Source organism: Solirhodobacter olei, assembly GCF_004010155.1.
GTDB lineage: Bacteria > Pseudomonadota > Alphaproteobacteria > Rhodobacterales > Rhodobacteraceae > Solirhodobacter > Solirhodobacter olei.
Map to the genome: position 1 here is coordinate 217900 of NZ_RRYH01000003.1, position 16632 is coordinate 234531.

Here is a 16632-nt window from a genome sequence, read left to right on the forward strand (position 1 = left end):
TTGCTTATGTCTGTGCTTTTGAGTAATATGTCTATACATAATGGCGCCTGTCAAGCGGAGTTCCCGATGCCCCATCTCATTCATGCCGCCCAGGCGCTGCTACCCGAGGGGTGGGCCTCGGATGTCGCGGTGGGGATTGATCAGGGGCGGATCACCTCCGTCGCGGCAGGCGCGGCGCCCGAGGGCGAGCGGGTGGCGGTGCTTCTGCCCGCGCCGGTGAACCTGCACTCCCACGCCTTCCAGCGTGCCATGGCCGGGATGACGGAGCGCCGCGGCCCCGATCCGCGCGACAGCTTCTGGACCTGGCGGCAGCTTATGTTCCGCTTCCTCGACCGCCTGACGCCGGAGGATGTGGAGGCGATCGCGGCCTTCGTGCAGATGGAGATGCTGGAGGCCGGATACGCCGGGGTGGCGGAGTTCCACTACCTTCACCACCGCCCCGGCGGTGCGGCCTATGACGACCTGGCGGAGATGTCGGCGCGAATCGCCGCGGCGGCGGCCGAGACGGGGATCGGGCTGACGCTGCTGCCCGTCCTCTACCAGCATGGAGGATGCGACGGCCGGGCGCTTGCGCCGGGGCAGGTGAGATTCGGAAATGACCTCAACCGCTTCTCGACGCTTCTTGAGGGGGCGGAGCGGGCGCTTGCCGGCCTGCCGGAGGATACGGCGCTGGGCCTCGCCCCCCACTCCCTGCGCGCGGTCAGCCGCGAGGGGCTGGCCGGCACCGCCCACCTTCGCCCGGGCGCGCCGATCCACATGCATCTGGCCGAGCAGGTGGCCGAGGTCGATGAGGTCTCCGCCGCCTGGGGCGCGCGACCGGTCGACTGGCTTCTGGACCATGCAGAGGTCGATGCGCGCTGGTGCCTGATCCATTGCACCCAGATGCTGCCCGGGGAGACCGCGCGACTGGCCGCGACCGGCGCGGTCGCGGGCCTCTGCCCGATCACCGAGGCGAGCCTGGGCGACGGCATTTTCGATGGCATCCGCTTCCTTGCCGCGGGCGGGCGGTTCGGCGTGGGCTCTGACAGCAACATCCGCATCTCCCTTGCCGAGGAGCTTCGCAGCCTGGAATATTCGCAGCGCCTGCGCGACCGGGGGCGGGCAATGCTGGCAGAGCCGGCACGCTCCACCGGCCGGCTACTTTTCGAAGGCGCCGTGGCAGGCGGGGCGCAGGCTGCGGGCCGTCCATCGGGTGCGATCGCGCCAGGCCAATGGGCGGATCTGCTGGCCCTCGACGGCGGACATGTCGATCTTGAGGGGCGGATTGGGGACGCCCTCCTCGACGCCTGGATCTTTGCGGGTGATGACCGGATGGTGCGTTTTGTCTGGTCCGCGGGCCGGGCGCTCGTCCGCGACGGGCGGCACGCGAAACATGATGCGATCACCGCGCGTTACCGCACGACCCTCGCGCGGTTGAGGGATCGGTTGTGACCGCGCCTCAGGGCTGGGAGGATATCCGCGCCGAGGTCCTCCGCCGGATCGAGCGGCGGGACTGGGCGCCGGGCGCGGTGATCCCGACGGAGGCCGAACTCGCTGCCGAATTCGGCTGCGCCCGGGCCACCGTGAATCGCGCGCTGTCCGAACTGGCCCGCGCCGGGGTGCTGGAACGCCGCCGTCGCGCCGGTACCCGGGTCGCCACGCATCCGGTTCGCAAGGCGACGCTCGACATTTCCGTCATCCGGCTGGAGGTCGAGGGCCGCGGCCAGTCCTATTCCTTCCGCCTGCTTGGGCGGAGCGAGGCCGAGCCGCCGCCCGTCATCGCCTCGCATCTTGGGCTGGCGGAGGGGGCGCAGCTTCTTCACCTCACCACGCTTCATTTCGCCGACGGGCAGCCGTTCCTCTACGAGGACCGCTGGCTGAACCCTGACGTGCTGCCCGAGGATCTGCCGGGGCCAGAGCTGTCGGTCAACGAGTGGTTGGTGAAGACCGTCGCCTACACTGCGGGCGAGATTTCCTTTTCCGCCGCCAGCGCCGGGACGGAGGAAGCCCGCCGCCTCGCCGTGCCGGAAGGCGCCGCGCTCTTCGTCATCGAGCGGGCGACCTGGCTCGGCGCGGCGCCGGTCACCTGGGTCCGGCTTTCCTACGCGCCGGGCTACCGGCTGCGCACGGCTGTCTGAGGCGCCTTAGAAGAACGCCTGCAGCCCGGTGATCGCCCGGCCGAGGATCAGGGCGTGGACATCGTGCGTCCCCTCGTAGGTGTTCACCGTCTCGAGGTTCGCCATGTGGCGGAAGACCTGGAAATCTTCCTGAATGCCGTTGCCGCCGTGCATGTCGCGCGCCGTCCTGGCGATATCGAGCGCCTTGCCGCAGTTGTTGCGCTTGACGATGGAGATCATCTCCGGCGCGGCCTGTCCGGCATCCATCAGACGCCCGACCTGCAGGCTGGCCTGAAGACCCAGCGAGATCTCGGTCATCATGTCGGCAAGCTTCTTCTGGAACAGCTGGGTATTGGCGAGCGGCCGGCTGAACTGCTTGCGGTCGAGGCCGTACTGACGGGCGGCATGAAAGCAGGCCTCCGCCGCGCCCATGACACCCCAGGAGATGCCGAAGCGCGCGCGGTTGAGGCAGCCGAACGGCCCCTTCAACCCCTCGACATGGGGCAGCAGGGCGTCCTCGCCCACCTCCACGTCCTTCAGCACGATCTCCCCGGTGATCGAGGCGCGAAGCGAGAGCTTGCCGCCGATCTTCGGCGCCGAGAGACCCTTCATCCCCTTTTCGAGCACGAAGCCCCGGATCTTGCCGCCATGCGCGTCGGACTTCGCCCAGACTACGAAGACATCGGCGATCGGCGCGTTGGAGATCCACATCTTTGCGCCGTTCAGCCGGTAGCCGGTGGCGGTCTTCTCCGCCTTCGTCTTCATCCCGGCGGGGTCCGATCCGGCATCGGGTTCGGTCAGCCCGAAGCAGCCGATCCATTCGCCGGACGCGAGCTTCGGCAGGTATCGCCGGCGCTGCTCCTCCGATCCGTAGGCGTAGATCGGGTACATCACCAGCGAGCTCTGCACCGACATCATCGAGCGATAACCGGAATCGATCCGCTCGATCTCGCGCGCTATCAGGCCGTAGGCCACGTAGCCCGCGCCGAGCCCGCCGTATTCCTCGGGCACGGTCACGCCCAGAAGCCCCATCTCGCCCATCTCGCGGAAGATCGCGGGGTCGGTCGCCTCATCGCGGAAGGCGGCGGTGACGCGGGGAGCGAGCTTCTCGGCCGCATAGGCGCGCGCCGCATCGCGCATCATCCGCTCGTCCTCGGAAAGCTGGTCTTCCAGCCGGAACGGATCCTCCCAGTCGAAGCGCGCGAGGTCGGGGGCGTCCTTGGGCTTCAGCGCGGGGCGATCGGTCATCGCATCCTCCTTCGGTGGCTGGTCGGGGCAGGGTGAAACTGGCCCGCGGTATTGCATGAAAGCCGCCCCGGGGCTATCGAAACTCCATCCGTATTTCATGAGGAAAACTCATGACCTTCGCCCGCCGCTACCTGCCTTCTCTGCCCTCGCTCCTGGCGCTGGAGGCCGTCGACCGGCTCGGCACCGCCTCTGCCGCCGCGGCGGAGCTTGCGCTGACCCAGGGCGCCGTCAGTCGCCAGTTGAAGGTGCTGGAGGAGCAGCTCGGCATTCCCCTCCTGATCCGCGAGCGCCAGCGGCTGCGGCTGACCCCAGCGGCGCAGGATTATGTTCGCGAGGCCCGCCATGCGCTTTCCATCCTCTCGGCGGCCTCCCTTACGCTGCGCGCCAACCCGACCGGCGGCAGCCTCTCGCTCGCCATCCTGCCGGCCTTCGGGATGCACTGGCTCGCCCCGCGCCTTTCTCGCTTTGCCGAGGCACATCCGGAGGTGACGGTGAACCTCTCCACCCGCCTGCGCCCCTTCGATTTCGCCGAAAGCCGGTTCGACGCGGCGATCCATTACGGCCGGCAGGACTGGCCCGGCGTCGATTACCTCAGGCTGATGGACGAGGAGATCCTGGCCGTCGGTGCGCCGGGGCTGCTGCCGAAGCCGCTCTCGCGGGCAGAGGAAGTGATGGGGCTGCCCCTCCTCCAACTCGACAGCCGCACCGGGGACTGGGGGCGATGGCTTGCGCAGCACGGGCTTACCGGGCTGCGGCCGCCGGGAATGCTGTTCGACCAGTTCGCGACGATGATGCAGGGGGCGATCCATGGCCTTGGCCTCGCGCTGCTGCCGATGTTCCTGATCGGCCGGGAACTCGCCGAGGGACGGCTGGTCCCGGCCTTCGGCGGGCCGGTCCGCGCGCTCGGCAGCTATTACCTCGTCTGGCCGAAGCAGCGGCCGGAGCGCGCACCGCTCGCCTCCTTCCGGGCCTGGGCGACGGTGGAGGCGGGGGCAGGGGCGTCAGGCGTCAACCACGACCAACGGGTGCCTTGACGGCTCGGCCCCGCCCGCAGAGCATCCCGTCGGGGAGGAGCACATCGTGACCGAGATCCCAGCATCAATCGATGCCGTGCAATCGCTGCTGGCGGGCGAGGATTACGTCTGCGGCCGGCCGCTTGCCACCGTCGTCTTCCTTGCGCTGAAGCTCGGCCGTCCGCTTTTCCTCGAGGGCGAGGCCGGCACCGGCAAGACCGAGATCGCGAAGGCGCTGGCCATGGCACTCGGCCGCCGGCTGATCCGGCTGCAATGCTACGAGGGGCTCGATGCCGCCTCGGCCGTCTGCGACTGGAACTTCGCCGCGCAGATGATCGCCATCCGCACCGCCGAGGCCGGTGGCACTGCCAATCGCGAGGCGCTGGAGTCGGAGCTGTTCTCCGAGCGCTACCTGATCGCCCGCCCGCTGCTGGAGGCGATGCGCCCCCAGTCCGGCGGCCCCCCGGTGCTGCTGATCGACGAGATCGACCGCACCGATGAACCCTTCGAGGCCTTCCTGCTGGAGGCGCTGTCGGATTTCCAGGTCACCATCCCCGAGCTCGGCACCATCCGAGCGCCGGAGCCGCCGATCGTCATCCTTACCTCAAACCGCACCCGGGAGGTCCACGACGCGCTGAAGCGCCGCTGCCTCTACCATTGGGTCGATTACCCGAGCTTCGCGCGCGAGACGGAGATTCTTCACGCCCGCGCCCCCGAAGCGGCGGAAGCGCTGTCGCGCGAAGTGGTGGCTTTCGTCCAGCGCCTGCGCTCCGAGGATCTCTTCAAGCGCCCCGGCGTGGCCGAGACGATCGACTGGGCGAAATGCCTCCTTGCGCTCGACGTGATCGACCTCACCCCCGAGGTGATCGCCGACACCCTGGGCGCGTTGCTGAAATACCAGGACGACATCGCCCGCATTCAGGGCGAAGAGGCCAAGAGACTGCTCGAAGAGGTCCGAAGAGAGCTCGCGACAGCATGACCCGTTCCGTGGCCCCATTTCATCCTGGCCCGAATATCCCGGGGTTTCGGGGGCAGCGCCCCCGGTCCCGCCGATGATCGACCTCTCCGCCCTGGCGCTTCCGGAAAACGGCAAGCTCACTGTCAACATCACCCATTTCGCCCGTGCGCTGCGCCGGGCGGGCCTGCCGATCGGCCCCGGCCGGGTGGTCGAGGCAATCCGGGCAGTAGCGGCGGCCGGGTTTTCGGAGCGACAGGATTTCTACTGGACGCTTCACGCCTGCTTCGTCTCCCGGCCCGAGCACGGGGCGATCTTCGCCCAGCTCTTCCAGCTCTACTGGCGCGATCCGCGGGTCCTGGAGGAGATGATGGGCCTTCTCGTCCCGGCCATGCGCGGGCTGCAGGACGAGCGCCGCCCAGGGGCGGCGGAGCGGCGCGCGGCCGAGGCGCTTCTGGGCGAGGTCGCGCGCGAGGCCCCTGAGCGCCCGGAGGCGGAGGATGCGCCCGAGGTCGAGATAGACGCGAGCCTCACGGCGGCGGCCGACGAACGGCTGAAGAGCCTCGATTTCGAGCAGATGTCGCTGGCCGAGATGGCCGAGGCGCGCCGAATGCTGGCGCGGCTCTCCCTCCCAGTGCGGCCAATGCTGTCGCGCCGGACGGGGCCGGCCGCGCGCGGGGCGCGGGCCGACTGGCGGCGCACGCTTCGTGCGAGCCTGCGCAGCGGCGGCGAGATCCGCGCCGTGGCCCGGCGTGCCCGGCGGACCCGCTGGCCGAACCTCGTCGTGCTCTGCGATATCTCGGGTTCGATGTCGGCCTATTCGCGGATCGTGCTGCAGTTCGTGCATGCGGTTACGAACCACAAGGGCGCGGGCTGGGCCCGGGTTCACGCCTTCACCTTCGGCACAAGGCTGACCAACATCACCCGCCAGATGGCCGCCCGTGATGTCGATGCGGCCCTCGCCGGCGCGGGGGCGGAGGCGCAGGACTGGGAAGGCGGCACCCGCATCGGTGACTGCCTGCACCGCTTCAACCGCGACTGGTCGCGCCGGGTCCTTGGGCAGGGCGCGGTGGTGCTGTTGATCACAGACGGGCTCGACCGCGGCGCGCCAGAGGATCTGGCGCGCGAGATGGAGCGGCTGCATCTCTCGGCCCGCCGCCTCGTCTGGATCAACCCGCTTCTGCGCTGGGAGGGCTTCGCGCCGCGCGCCCGTGGCATCGCAGCGATGCTGCCGCATGTCGACAGCTTCCGCGCCGGCCACAACATCGCCTCGCTGGAGGATCTGGCCCACGCGCTCGGCACGGCGGAGGATGGCGGCGAGAAGGCCCGCCTGATGGCGGCGCTTTCCGGGGGGTTGCGTCGGAACGCCGCGCACCCGGTTTGACCTGGATCAAACTGCCGCGGTGCAGCATGGCGTAGGGTCTTTTCAAGCGCCGCAAAGCGAACTCCCCTTCCGTTGCGGCAGCTCTGGCCCGATGCATCTCCCTTTCGCGGGCCTAGTGGAACGCCGCGGGTCTCCCTCCCGCGGCGTTTTCCATTTTCCGCCGATCTGGCCCGGCCGGCTTTTGCCACTGACGCAGAGGTGAGTGCGCGTGATCCCGGCCGCCGGCAGCGCGCCGCGCGGCCACCCATATCGGGATCAGGGCCGCAAGGCTGCTCGTCCCGCCCAGGGGTCGTTTCGTGCCCGGGCCCGGATTTGGAGGAGAGATCATGACCAATCGCGCACTGCGCATCTCAACCGCCCTGTGCATGACCCTCGCGGTCGTGCAGCTTCCGCCCGTTCCAGCCGTCGCCGCGCCCCAGACGAGCTGCGATCCCCACGACCCGAGCTGCAAGCCACCGCCGCGGAGGTCCGGCGCGAAAAAGGCAGATCACCGCCATCCGCAGGCGCGGCATGATCGCGCCCGGCCGCCGCAGCACGCCCCGCCGCAGCATCACAAGGACCATCCCCCGCATCACCAGGCCGAGCATCAGGACCAGTCCCAGCACAAGCGCCGGTCGGAGACGCAACCCCAGGCCCGGCCCCAGCATCAGGCGCAGCCACAATCGCGGCAACGGCCCCAGGCCCGGCCGCAGCAACAAATGCCCTTGGCCCAGCCGCGCCCCGCCCCTCAACCGAGCACGCGGACCCATACCGATCAGACCCATGCCAACCAGACCCGTGCTGACCACGCCCAAGCCCAACAGATCCAGGCCCAGCCGCAGGCGGAACGCCGGGTCCATCATATTGGCCGTTCAGACGTGCCGCGGAGCAGCGATTACAGCTACCGCCACCATCTCGGCCAGTCCGGCGGCGGCGAGGATTTCGCGAAATTTGGCCTCGCTCTCCTGGCCGGCGCGGTGATCGGTCAGGTTCTCAACCATGGCGACCGGGTGGTGCATAACTACGGCAACCGCGTGGTCTACCGCACGCCGCGCGGGACTTACGGCCTCTACCACGACCCGAATACGCTGCTGCGCCGGCCCGGCGCCACGGTCACGACCCGGCGCGCCCGCGACGGCACGGTGCTGACCCGGGTTGAGGAGCCGGACGGCCTTGTCATCCTGACCCGAACGAACCCTTATGGCCGCATCCTCAGCCGCCGCTTCTATCGGCCGGGGCAGCGGCCGTGGATCCTCTTCGGTGGGGCCAACGCAGCCCCTGCACAAACGATAGGCCGTCTGCCACCGCCCTCGCCGGTGGACCTGGTCCTGAGCGCCCAGACCGGCCCCGCGGTGCTGAAACGGACCTTCGAGATCCGGCCGCTCCAGCGGCCGGGGCGGCACTTCTCGCTGGGCCAGATCCTGCAGAACCGCGCGGTACGGGACCTCGTGCCCGAGGTCGAGTTGGGGACGCTGAATTTCGCCTCCGGTTCCGCTGCGGTGACGCCGGCGCGGGCGCGCTCGCTGGCGCCGCTCGGTCGCGCGATGCATCGGATGATCGCCCGCAACCCCGCCGAGGTCTTCCTGATCGAGGGGCATACCGACACCACCGGCGGTGCGGCGCAGAACCTCGCGCTGTCCGACGCCCGGGCAGAGGCGACGGCGCTGGCGCTGACCGAAAACTACGGCGTGCCGCCCCAGAACCTGATCGTGCAGGGCTACGGCGAGGCTGATCTGAAGGTGCCGGTGCAAGGCCCTGACCAGATCAACCGCCGCGTCATCGTTCGGCGGATCACGCCGCTGCTGCCGAGGGCGACGCGGGGCACGGTGCAGAACTGACGTCCGGGCCGCCGCCCCCGCCCGCCGCTTCCCGTGCGAAGGGACTGGCGGGCGGGCTATTGGCGCTCCATATTCCCCGGCATGACAAACACGACAGCTCAGCATGACCAGATCCCCGAAATCGCCCTTCGCTGGGCCCGGGAGGGGCGCGGCGCGGCGCTCGCCACGGTGGTGGAGACCTGGGGCTCCGCGCCGCGACAGGCGGGCAGCCAGCTTGCCATCTCGGGCGACGCGCAGATCATGGGCTCCGTCTCCGGCGGCTGTGTCGAGGGCGCGGTGGTGGCCGAGGCGATCGATGCGCTGGAGGACGGCAAGGCGCGGCTTCTGACCTTCGGAGTTTCGGATGACGAGGCCTTCGCAGTGGGCCTCGCCTGCGGCGGCACGATCCGGGTTCTGGTCCAGCCGATAGGCGGCGCCCTGCCGCTGGTGCTGCTAGAGGAGTTGGTCGAGGCCCGTGCGGCGCGGCGGCAGGTGGCGCATCTGGTGAACCTCGAGAGTTGGGAAAGCCGGCTGGCCTCCGGCGCGGGCGACCCGCTTGGGGAAGCGCTGCAGGCCCGTTTCCGCTCTGACCGCTCGGGGATGGAGGAGGGCGGCTGGTTCGTCGCGATCCACAACCCGCCGCTTCGGATGGTGGTGGTGGGGGCGGTGCATATCGCCCAGCCGCTGCTGCAGATGGCGCGCCTGACGGGCTACGACCCGCTGCTGATCGATCCGCGCGAGGCCTTCGGCGCCGCCGAGCGGTTCCCGGGCGAGACGATCAGCAACGACTGGCCCGACGAGGCGATTGCGGCCTTCGGGCTGGATGCCCGGACGGCCGTGGTGACGCTGACGCATGACCCGAAGATCGACGATCCGGCGATCGTCGCTGCGCTGCGTTCGGAGGTGTTCTATCTAGGCTGCCTCGGCTCCAAGCGGACCCACGGAAAGCGGGTGGAACGGCTCGCGGCGGCCGGGTTCACCGAAGGCGAGATCGCACGGATCCACGCGCCGGTCGGTCTCGACATCGGTGCCAAGAGCCCGGCGGAGATTGCCGTTTCGGTGCTGGCGCAGATTACCCAAGTGCTGAGGCAGGGCTAGATGTTCTTCGGCCCGGTGGCGATTGCCGAGGCGGAGGGCGGGATTCTCGCGCATTCCCATAAGGTTGGCGGGCGTAAGCTCGGGAAGGGGCATGTGCTGGCTGCGGGAGATGTCGCGGCGCTCCGGGCGGCCGGGGTGGAGCGGCTGGTGATCGCGCGGCTTGGCCCCGGCGACGTGGGCGAGGATGCGGCGGCGGGCCGGCTGGCGGCGGCGCTGGTGCCCGATCCCGCGGTTGCGCGGCTTCGGATCGCGGAGGCGTTCACGGGGCGGGTCAACCTCCATGCCACCGGGCCGGGGGTCGTGGATATCGACGCGTCGGCCATCAATGCGCTGAACGCAGTCGACCCGGCGATCACGCTGGCGACGGTGGCGCCGCTTGTCCGGGTGGCCCGGGGAACCCTGGTCGGGACCGTCAAGATCATCGCCTATGGCGTTGACGAAAAACGGCTTTCCGAGGCCGAGGCGGTGGCGCGCGGGGCGATACGGGTGAGGCCGGTGATGCGGCGCTCGGCGGGGCTGATACTGACCGAGGTCGAGGGGCAGACCGAGAAGCTGAACGCCAAAGCGCGGGAGGTGACGGGGCGGCGGCTCCGGGCCCTTGGAATGGAACTGGCGGACTCGGTCGTCGTGCCGCACGAGGCGGGGGCCATCGCCGCGGCGCTGGAGGCCCTGCCGGGCGACATCGCGCTGATCCTGACCGGATCGGCCACGTCGGACCCGCTTGACGTCGGGCCGCAGGGAGTGCGGCAGGCGGGGGGCGAGGTGATCCGTTTCGGGATCCCGGTCGATCCGGGAAACCTGTTGTTTCTCGGGCGGTTGGGAGAGCGGCCGGTGATCGGCCTGCCGGGGTGCGCGCGCTCGCCGGCGCTCAACGGGGCGGATTGGGTACTGGAGCGGATCGCCTGCGGGATCGAGATCTCGGCCGCCGATATGGCGGCGATGGGCGTTGGGGGGCTTCTGAAGGAAATCCCCGTCAGGCCGCAGCCGCGCGAGGGCTGAGCGGCCGCTTTTTTCGATTAGCTGGAGGTTAGCGGGGCGGTCCGGCTGTGCCGGGGCGAGGGCGGGCTTATGCCCGCAAGGCTTTGGTCGGGCTGGAAAATCCGGGTACCGATTCAGCACCGTTTTGGCACCGCTTTCGCACCGCAACATACCGTAAATCGGGACGGTGGGGGGCGGGTTTGCGCAACGGGGGGGCAGGAGGCCAGATTTTTTTGCGGTGAGGAGGGGCAGGGATCGCCGCGGGTGCGGGTGAACGGTGCGCAATGAATGCGCACCCTACGGGCCGGCCCTCGTGTCGCGCCGTCCTTCTTCATGTCGCGAACGGGATGGACCGGGGGACGGGCGCCAAGCTAGGGCTGGTCCATGTCCAAGCCCGCCGATCGCATCCCCCTCGGCGTCGCCTTCATGCTGGGGTTCTGTGCGCTTGCCCCGCTGATCGACGTCTTCTCGAAGCTTGCCGCCGAGACCCTTTCGGTCGGCGAGGTGACGCTGGCGCGATATATCGTGCAGGCGGCGCTGATGATCCCCATGGTCGCCCTGATGGGGCAGAGCTTCCGGCTGACCGGCCGCGCGCTCTGGCTGACGGTCGTGCGGGCCGTGGTCTCGCTTCTCTCCACCTACTGCTTCGTCGCGGCGATTCACGTGATGCCGCTGGCCGATGCGCTGGCGATCGTCTTCGTCGAGCCCTTCATCATCCTGCTGCTCGGCTGGACCTTCTACGGCGAGCCGGTCGGGCCGCGGCGGCTGGGGGCGGCGGCCGTGGGGTTCCTCGGCTCGCTCCTCGTCATCCAGCCGAGCTTCAGCGCCTTCGGGCCGGTGGCGCTGTTCCCGCTCGGCACGGCGCTGGGCTTCGCGCTCTATATCCTCGTCACCCGCCAGCTGGCGCCGCTGCAGCACCCGGTGGCGATGCAGGCCCATACCGCCATCGTCGCGGCACTGATCTGGCTTCCGGCGATGCTGCTGGTCGGGCCGCTCCGTATCCCCTCGATGGCCTTCGGCTGGCCGTCGGGCGTGGTCTGGGTCTGGCTGTTCGGCGTCGGGCTGATGGCCACGATCTCGCATATGTCGATGAGCTTCGGGTTGCGACTCGCCCCGGCGACCGCGCTTGCGCCGCTGCATTACCTGGAGCTGGTGACGGCCACGACCTTCGGCTACCTCGTCTTCGGCAATTTCCCGGATCTTCTGACCTGGGCCGGGATTGCGGTGATCTGCGCCTCCGGCCTCTACATCATTCACCGCGAGCGGGTCATCGCGCGCCGGCCGATCCCGGGACCAGCGACTCTATTGCCCGAGGCAGCGCTGCCGGCGGAAGCATCACCAGCATCGACGGCGCAGAGAAACTGAGGCGGACCTCGGGCGCGCTAACCTCGTTGGAGGTGCCTGTCCTGCCGTCGGGCGCGAAGTCCAGCCCGTCGATCGGCCAGCGCAGGCCCGAGGAGGTTCCGGTGACCGGCGCCATCGGGAAGAGTGACAGCCGCGTGCCGGGGCGGAGCGACAGCGTCAGCGCGCGGGGGGCGAGGAAGCAGACATCATGGGGCGAGACCAGCAGGCAGCGCTTCTGCGGGTGCCGGGCCAGCACGTTCATCACCCCGAGCGCGTGATCGAGCCGGGCCCCGGTGAAGCCGACGGCCAGGATGAAGGGCGCGTCGATATTCCTCAGCGCCTTGTCGAAATCCGTAGTTTCCTGCTCGGCGATATGGTGCAGGCTGGCGGCCGGCAGGCGCGCGGCGGCGGCGGGGCTGAGCGAATCGAGATCGCCGATCACGCAGTCCGGGGGGTGACCGGCGACCAGCGCCCGGTTCGCACCGCCGTCGGCCGCGACGAGCCGCGGCGCCAGCGTTAACGCGCGGCGCAGGACCGTAGGGCCGGCAGGGCCGCCGCCCACAAGCGTTACGCCAGACTGGGATTGGACAATCGCGCGATTCATGGAATCATTGTTCTCGAATAAGGCACATGCCCTTAACCACGGCCACAATCAATCCTTGAAATTACCTGCATCTGTGCACGGAATTGAACTGGCAGGTAGTCATGGTCCGGTCAAAGGGTTTGACAAAAGGCAGGCAACCTCATGGTCGGTGCTAGCAAGATCCTCACGGTGTCCTACGGGACGTTCTCGTGTACCCTCGAAGGGTTCGACGAGCCGTTCTCGACGATGAAGGCGATCGCGGAGTACTTCCGGGATCTGGCCGCGGACGACAGGTACTTCGGTGCCGAACCTCCGCAGCCGGATGCGGAGATGCTCCACCGGATCGCCGAGCGCGAGATCCAGCGCCGGGTCGAGGCCAAGGTACAGGACAATGGCGTGGTGTTGAAGGCCGGCGCGCTGGCGGCCCCCGAGGGGGCGCCCGTGACAGCCCCGGCGGCGGCGCCCGAGGCAGCGCCCGCCCCGGCGGCGGAGGCTCCGGCGGCGAAACCCGCCCCGGCCGTGGCCCCGGCGGCGGCTGCCGCGGTGGCGGCCTCGGCCGCGCCGGAAAGCATCGCGGCGAAGCTGAAGCGGATCCGTGCGGCCGTAGAGAACGCCCGCAGCGAGGCCGCCGTGGCCGAGGTGCCGGTGGCCGAAGAGGCCGAGGAGGCGGAGAACTACGACGACGGCGAGAACGCTGGCGACCTGGTTCCCGCCGCGGCGATGCCCGCCGTCTTCGAGGATGCCGAGGAAGAGCCGGCGGAGCTGGCGTCCGAGGAAGAGGCCGCGGCGGAAGCCGGGGCCGAGGAGCCGGCCGAAGAAGAAATGGCCGCGCCGGAGATGGCTGCGGACGAGACCGAGGAAGAGGTTGCGGAAGAGGTGGCCGGGGACGACGGCGCGCTGGCCGCGCTGATCCAGGCGGTCTCTGCCGGGCACGCCGAAGAGCCGGCCGGGGACGAGGTCGAAGCTGAAGCTGAAGCCGAGGTCGAAACCGAAGCGGAAGCCGAAGCGGAAGAGACCGCCGAGGCCGAGCCGGCCGAGGACCTGCCCGCCCCGCGCGGCACCGGCCGGGTCATCAAGGTGCGCCGGATCGAGCCGGTGGAGCCGGGCGGCAAGACCGTCTTCGAGACCTCCTACGACTCCGACGAAGAGGATGCGGCGGAGGCCGAGGCCCCCGCGTCGACCCTGGCACCGGAGGCCGAGGCCGAACTGCAGGCGGAACTGGCCGAGGTCGAACGCGAGATGGCGGCGGCCGAGGGTGCCGGGACCGAGGACCTGGAAGCGGAGGCCCCCGAGGCCGAGGCCGAAGAGATCCCCGAGGCGGAGGCCGAAGAGATCGAGGCGGCCGCCGAGGAAGACTGGCAGCCGGAAGCCGAGCTTGCCGAGGAGGCTGAGGAAGCCGAGGACTGGGCGCCCGAAGACGAGCCGGTGCTGGCCGCCGAGGAGGCCGGGGAAGAGACCGTCGCCGAAGCCGAGGAAGAGGATGAGGCCGAAGCGCAGGGGACCGCCGCGGAGGATGAAGATCTCTTCGCGCCGGTGGCCGGCACGGACCGCTCGCGGCTGACGCTGACCGACCGGGTCGACGACGAGGCCGCGCTGGAGCGGCTGATGCGGCAGACCGCCAACGAGCTGGACGAGCCGGCGGCGAAGCGCCGCCAGGCCACGCTTGCCCATCTCAAGGCCGCTGTGGTCGCGACCCAGGCCGACAAGGACGCGGGCGCCGAAGCTGCGCGCAAGGAAGCCGCCGACCTCGACCGCTACCGCGACGATCTGGCCCATGTCGTGCGGCCGCGCCGCCCGGTGGCGGGCCAGGCCGGCACCGCCCGGCCGATGACCCAGGACCGCCCGGCGCCGCTGATGCTGGTCTCTGAACAGCGGGTCGACGCGCCCTCGCATTCCGACCGGGTGGTGATCCGCCCGCGCCGGGTGACCAGCAACGCGCTGGCCATCGAGGAAGCGGACGAGATGGAACAGATCGACGACACGCAGAGCATCTTCGCCAATTCGAAGAGCTTCGCCGAGTTCGCCGAGCGGATCGGGGCGACCGAGCTGCCGGACCTGCTGGAAGCCGCCGCCGCCTATGCCGCCTGCGTCGAGGGCCGGCCGCATTTCTCCCGCCCGCAGATCCTGAAATCCGCGGTCGAGGCGGCCGAGATGCCGGTGAGCCGCGAGCAGTCGCTGCGCAGCTTCGGGATGCTGCTGCGCCAGGGCAAGATCACCAAGGTGAAGCGCGGCCAGTTCGCCATCGCCGAAACCTCCCGCTACCTGCCGGAGGCGCGCAAGATCGGCCACTAAGGGCCGGGCACGGTTCCCGGGGCCAACCGAGAGGGCGGCCGGTCGACGGGAAAGGGGGAAAGGCGCTGCCCAGATCGGGAGCGCCTTTCTTCATTTCCGGGGGGCGGTTGCGAGCGGAGGGGGGCAGGGACCGGCCGCGGGTGTGGGTGAACGGTGCGCAATGAATGCGCACCCTACGGGGGGCTGCGCGACGCTGTTCCGGGCCGGGTCAGCGGTTGCGGTCGTCTTCGCTCGGCGCGTCGGGATCCGGCTGGCCGATGCCGGTGAAGACGAAACGCAGCGGCAGCGCCCAGACCACGCCGAGGCCGATGTAGATCACCATCTCCACCCAGACCTCGGGCCGGTCGAAGAGGTCGATGAGCGTCACCGCCAGGATGATATAGACCGGCAGGCCGACCAGCAGGATCAGCAGAGACCAGCGTTTCCGGGCGCGGTAGCTCAGCGCCATTGCATCAATCCGCGAAAGGATCGGTGACGAGGATCGTGTCGTCGCGCTCGGGCGAGGTGGAGAGCAGCGCCACCGGGCACTGGATCAGCTCCTCGATCCGGCGGACGTACTTGATCGCCGCCGCCGGCAGGTCGGCCCAGCTGCGCGCGCCGGCGGTACTTTCCTGCCAGCCCTCGTGAGTCTCGTAGACCGGCTTGATCCGGCCCTGAAGGTCGGCGGCGGTCGGCAGGTAGTCATAGGGCTGACCGTCGAGCTCGTAGCCCGTGCAGATCTTCAGCTCCTCGAAGCCGTCGAGCACGTCGAGCTTGGTCAGCGCGATGCCGGAGACGCCGGAGGTGGCGCAGGTCTGGCGCACCAGAACCGCGTCGAACCAGCCGCAGCGGCGCTTGCGGCCCGTCACGGTGCCGAACTCGTGCCCGCGCTCACCGAGCCGCGTGCCGTCCTCGTCGAAAAGCTCGGTCGGGAAGGGGCCTTCGCCGACGCGGGTGGTATAGGCCTTCACGATGCCGAGGACGAAATCGATCGCCGTCGGCCCGAGGCCGGTGCCGGAGGCCGCCATCCCCGCCGTGGTGTTCGAGGAGGTCACGAAGGGGTAGGTGCCGAAGTCGACGTCGAGCAGCGCGCCCTGGGCGCCCTCGAACAGGATGCGTCGGCCGGCGCGGCGCGCCTCGGTCAGGTGCTTCCAGACCGGGGCGGCGAAAGGCAGGACCTTGGGTGCGATCTCCAGTAGCTGGGCCTTCAGCGCCTCGCGGTCGATCGGGCCGAGGCCGAGGCCGCTGCGCAGCGCGTTGTGGTGGGTCATCAGCCGGTCGAGGCGCAGATCGAGCGTCGGGGCGTCGGCGAGGTCGGCGACGCGGACGACGCGGCGGCCGACCTTGTCTTCGTAGGCCGGGCCGATGCCGCGGCCGGTGGTGCCGATCTTGGCCAGCGAGTTCTGGATTTCGCGGGCGCGGTCGAGCTCTCCGTGGATCGGCAGGATGAGCGGCGTGTTCTCTGCGATCATCAGGTTCTCGGGCGTGACGGAGACGCCAAGCTCGGCGAGGCGCTCGATTTCCGCCATGAGCGCCCAGGGATCGAGCACGACACCGTTGCCGATGACGGAGAGCTTGCCTTCGCGCACGATGCCGGAGGGCAGCAGCGAAAGCTTGTAGGTGACGCCGTCGATCACCAGCGTGTGGCCGGCGTTATGGCCGCCCTGGAAGCGGGCGATGACATCGGCCCGCTCGGACAGCCAGTCGACGATCTTGCCCTTGCCCTCGTCGCCCCATTGGGCGCCTACCACCACCACATTGGCCATCGGTCTTCGAGCCTCGCTCCGTTCGCAAACGGGTGCGGTATAGCGGGCGGCGCGGGTGTGCGAAACCGCTAAATCGGGCGCGCGGGCGGAGGGCGGCGCG

At 69.8% G+C, this 16632-nt stretch carries 15 protein-coding genes; 10 read left to right on the forward strand and 5 right to left on the reverse strand.

What is annotated here, in order from left to right; translation table 11 throughout:
- The first annotated feature begins 66 nt into the window (after positions 1-66).
- Positions 67-1431 (forward strand): formimidoylglutamate deiminase, encoded by a 1365-nt coding sequence (locus tag EIP85_RS03290; protein ID WP_127900717.1) that lies wholly within the window; start codon positions 67-69, stop codon positions 1429-1431.
- On the forward strand, positions 1428-2117 hold the full coding sequence (locus tag EIP85_RS03295; protein WP_127900718.1) for a GntR family transcriptional regulator: 690 nt from the start codon (positions 1428-1430) through the stop codon (positions 2115-2117). Before EIP85_RS03290 ends, EIP85_RS03295 begins: the two co-directional genes overlap by 4 nt.
- Positions 2118-2123: 6 nt before the next feature.
- Here EIP85_RS03295 and EIP85_RS03300 read toward each other — a convergent pair whose 3' ends face one another.
- A complete protein-coding gene (locus tag EIP85_RS03300; RefSeq protein WP_127900719.1) occupies positions 2124-3344 on the reverse strand; it encodes an acyl-CoA dehydrogenase in 1221 nt (406 codons plus the stop codon).
- Between the two features lie 110 nt (positions 3345-3454).
- On the opposite strand from EIP85_RS03300, the gene EIP85_RS03305 reads away from it, so the two are divergent.
- The 3 genes from EIP85_RS03305 (at position 3455) to EIP85_RS03315 (ending at position 6696) form a co-directional block, all read left to right on the forward strand.
- Positions 3455-4378, forward strand: coding sequence for a LysR substrate-binding domain-containing protein (locus tag EIP85_RS03305; protein ID WP_127900720.1), 924 nt, complete (start codon positions 3455-3457; stop codon positions 4376-4378).
- A gap of 46 nt (positions 4379-4424) precedes the next feature.
- The gene (locus EIP85_RS03310; RefSeq protein WP_422067202.1) at positions 4425-5336 is read left to right on the forward strand and encodes an AAA family ATPase; all 912 of its coding nucleotides are present in this window, start codon (positions 4425-4427) and stop codon (positions 5334-5336) included.
- 73 nt (positions 5337-5409) lie between these two features.
- Positions 5410-6696 (forward strand): vWA domain-containing protein, encoded by a 1287-nt coding sequence (locus tag EIP85_RS03315; protein WP_127900722.1) that lies wholly within the window; start codon positions 5410-5412, stop codon positions 6694-6696.
- Positions 6697-7046: 350 nt separating this feature from the next.
- Here EIP85_RS03315 and EIP85_RS22730 read toward each other — a convergent pair whose 3' ends face one another.
- Positions 7047-7535 (reverse strand): hypothetical protein, encoded by a 489-nt coding sequence (locus tag EIP85_RS22730; RefSeq protein ID WP_164871629.1) that lies wholly within the window; start codon positions 7533-7535, stop codon positions 7047-7049.
- Between the two features lie 18 nt (positions 7536-7553).
- On the opposite strand from EIP85_RS22730, the gene EIP85_RS03325 reads away from it, so the two are divergent.
- The 4 genes from EIP85_RS03325 to EIP85_RS03340 all read left to right on the forward strand — a co-directional run bounded on the left by EIP85_RS03325 (position 7554) and on the right by EIP85_RS03340 (position 11933).
- Complete coding sequence (locus tag EIP85_RS03325) at positions 7554-8513, forward strand: OmpA family protein (RefSeq protein WP_164871630.1); 960 nt, start codon at positions 7554-7556, stop codon at positions 8511-8513.
- A gap of 81 nt (positions 8514-8594) precedes the next feature.
- The gene (locus EIP85_RS03330; protein ID WP_127900725.1) at positions 8595-9590 is read left to right on the forward strand and encodes an XdhC family protein; all 996 of its coding nucleotides are present in this window, start codon (positions 8595-8597) and stop codon (positions 9588-9590) included.
- On the forward strand, positions 9591-10589 hold the full coding sequence (locus EIP85_RS03335) for a molybdopterin-binding protein (RefSeq protein ID WP_127900726.1): 999 nt from the start codon (positions 9591-9593) through the stop codon (positions 10587-10589).
- Positions 10590-10952: 363 nt separating this feature from the next.
- The gene (locus tag EIP85_RS03340) at positions 10953-11933 is read left to right on the forward strand and encodes a DMT family transporter (RefSeq protein ID WP_127900727.1); all 981 of its coding nucleotides are present in this window, start codon (positions 10953-10955) and stop codon (positions 11931-11933) included.
- Here the strand turns inward: EIP85_RS03340 and EIP85_RS03345 are convergent.
- Positions 11836-12516 carry a thiamine diphosphokinase gene (locus EIP85_RS03345; protein WP_127900728.1) on the reverse strand — a complete coding sequence of 227 codons (681 nt, stop codon included), beginning with the start codon at positions 12514-12516 and terminating at the stop codon, positions 11836-11838. The two genes, EIP85_RS03340 and EIP85_RS03345, sit on opposite strands and share 98 nt — an antisense overlap.
- 141 nt (positions 12517-12657) lie before the next feature.
- On the opposite strand from EIP85_RS03345, the gene EIP85_RS03350 reads away from it, so the two are divergent.
- Positions 12658-14787: a hypothetical protein gene (locus tag EIP85_RS03350; protein WP_127900729.1), complete on the forward strand. Its 2130-nt coding sequence runs from the start codon at positions 12658-12660 to the stop codon at positions 14785-14787.
- 208 nt (positions 14788-14995) lie between these two features.
- Here EIP85_RS03350 and EIP85_RS03355 read toward each other — a convergent pair whose 3' ends face one another.
- Together EIP85_RS03355 and EIP85_RS03360 are read right to left on the reverse strand one after the other, a co-directional pair.
- Positions 14996-15235: a DUF2842 domain-containing protein gene (locus tag EIP85_RS03355; protein ID WP_127900730.1), complete on the reverse strand. Its 240-nt coding sequence runs from the start codon at positions 15233-15235 to the stop codon at positions 14996-14998.
- A 4-nt stretch (positions 15236-15239) separates the two neighbouring features.
- On the reverse strand, positions 15240-16532 hold the full coding sequence (locus EIP85_RS03360; protein ID WP_127900731.1) for an adenylosuccinate synthase: 1293 nt from the start codon (positions 16530-16532) through the stop codon (positions 15240-15242).
- Positions 16533-16632: the final 100 nt, after the last annotated feature.

Coding starts and splice junctions, on each gene's coding strand:
- EIP85_RS03350 (WP_127900729.1), top strand. CDS start 12,658: ATGGTCGGTGCTAGCAAGATCCTCACGGTGTCCTACGGGACGTTCTCG.
- EIP85_RS22730 (WP_164871629.1), bottom strand. CDS start 7,535: ATGGACCCGGCGTTCCGCCTGCGGCTGGGCCTGGATCTGTTGGGCTTG.
- EIP85_RS03345 (WP_127900728.1), bottom strand. CDS start 12,516: ATGAATCGCGCGATTGTCCAATCCCAGTCTGGCGTAACGCTTGTGGGC.
- EIP85_RS03340 (WP_127900727.1), top strand. CDS start 10,953: ATGTCCAAGCCCGCCGATCGCATCCCCCTCGGCGTCGCCTTCATGCTG.
- EIP85_RS03335 (WP_127900726.1), top strand. CDS start 9,591: ATGTTCTTCGGCCCGGTGGCGATTGCCGAGGCGGAGGGCGGGATTCTC.
- EIP85_RS03330 (WP_127900725.1), top strand. CDS start 8,595: ATGACAAACACGACAGCTCAGCATGACCAGATCCCCGAAATCGCCCTT.
- EIP85_RS03360 (WP_127900731.1), bottom strand. CDS start 16,532: ATGGCCAATGTGGTGGTGGTAGGCGCCCAATGGGGCGACGAGGGCAAG.
- EIP85_RS03305 (WP_127900720.1), top strand. CDS start 3,455: ATGACCTTCGCCCGCCGCTACCTGCCTTCTCTGCCCTCGCTCCTGGCG.
- EIP85_RS03300 (WP_127900719.1), bottom strand. CDS start 3,344: ATGACCGATCGCCCCGCGCTGAAGCCCAAGGACGCCCCCGACCTCGCG.
- EIP85_RS03355 (WP_127900730.1), bottom strand. CDS start 15,235: ATGGCGCTGAGCTACCGCGCCCGGAAACGCTGGTCTCTGCTGATCCTG.
- EIP85_RS03290 (WP_127900717.1), top strand. CDS start 67: ATGCCCCATCTCATTCATGCCGCCCAGGCGCTGCTACCCGAGGGGTGG.
- EIP85_RS03315 (WP_127900722.1), top strand. CDS start 5,410: ATGATCGACCTCTCCGCCCTGGCGCTTCCGGAAAACGGCAAGCTCACT.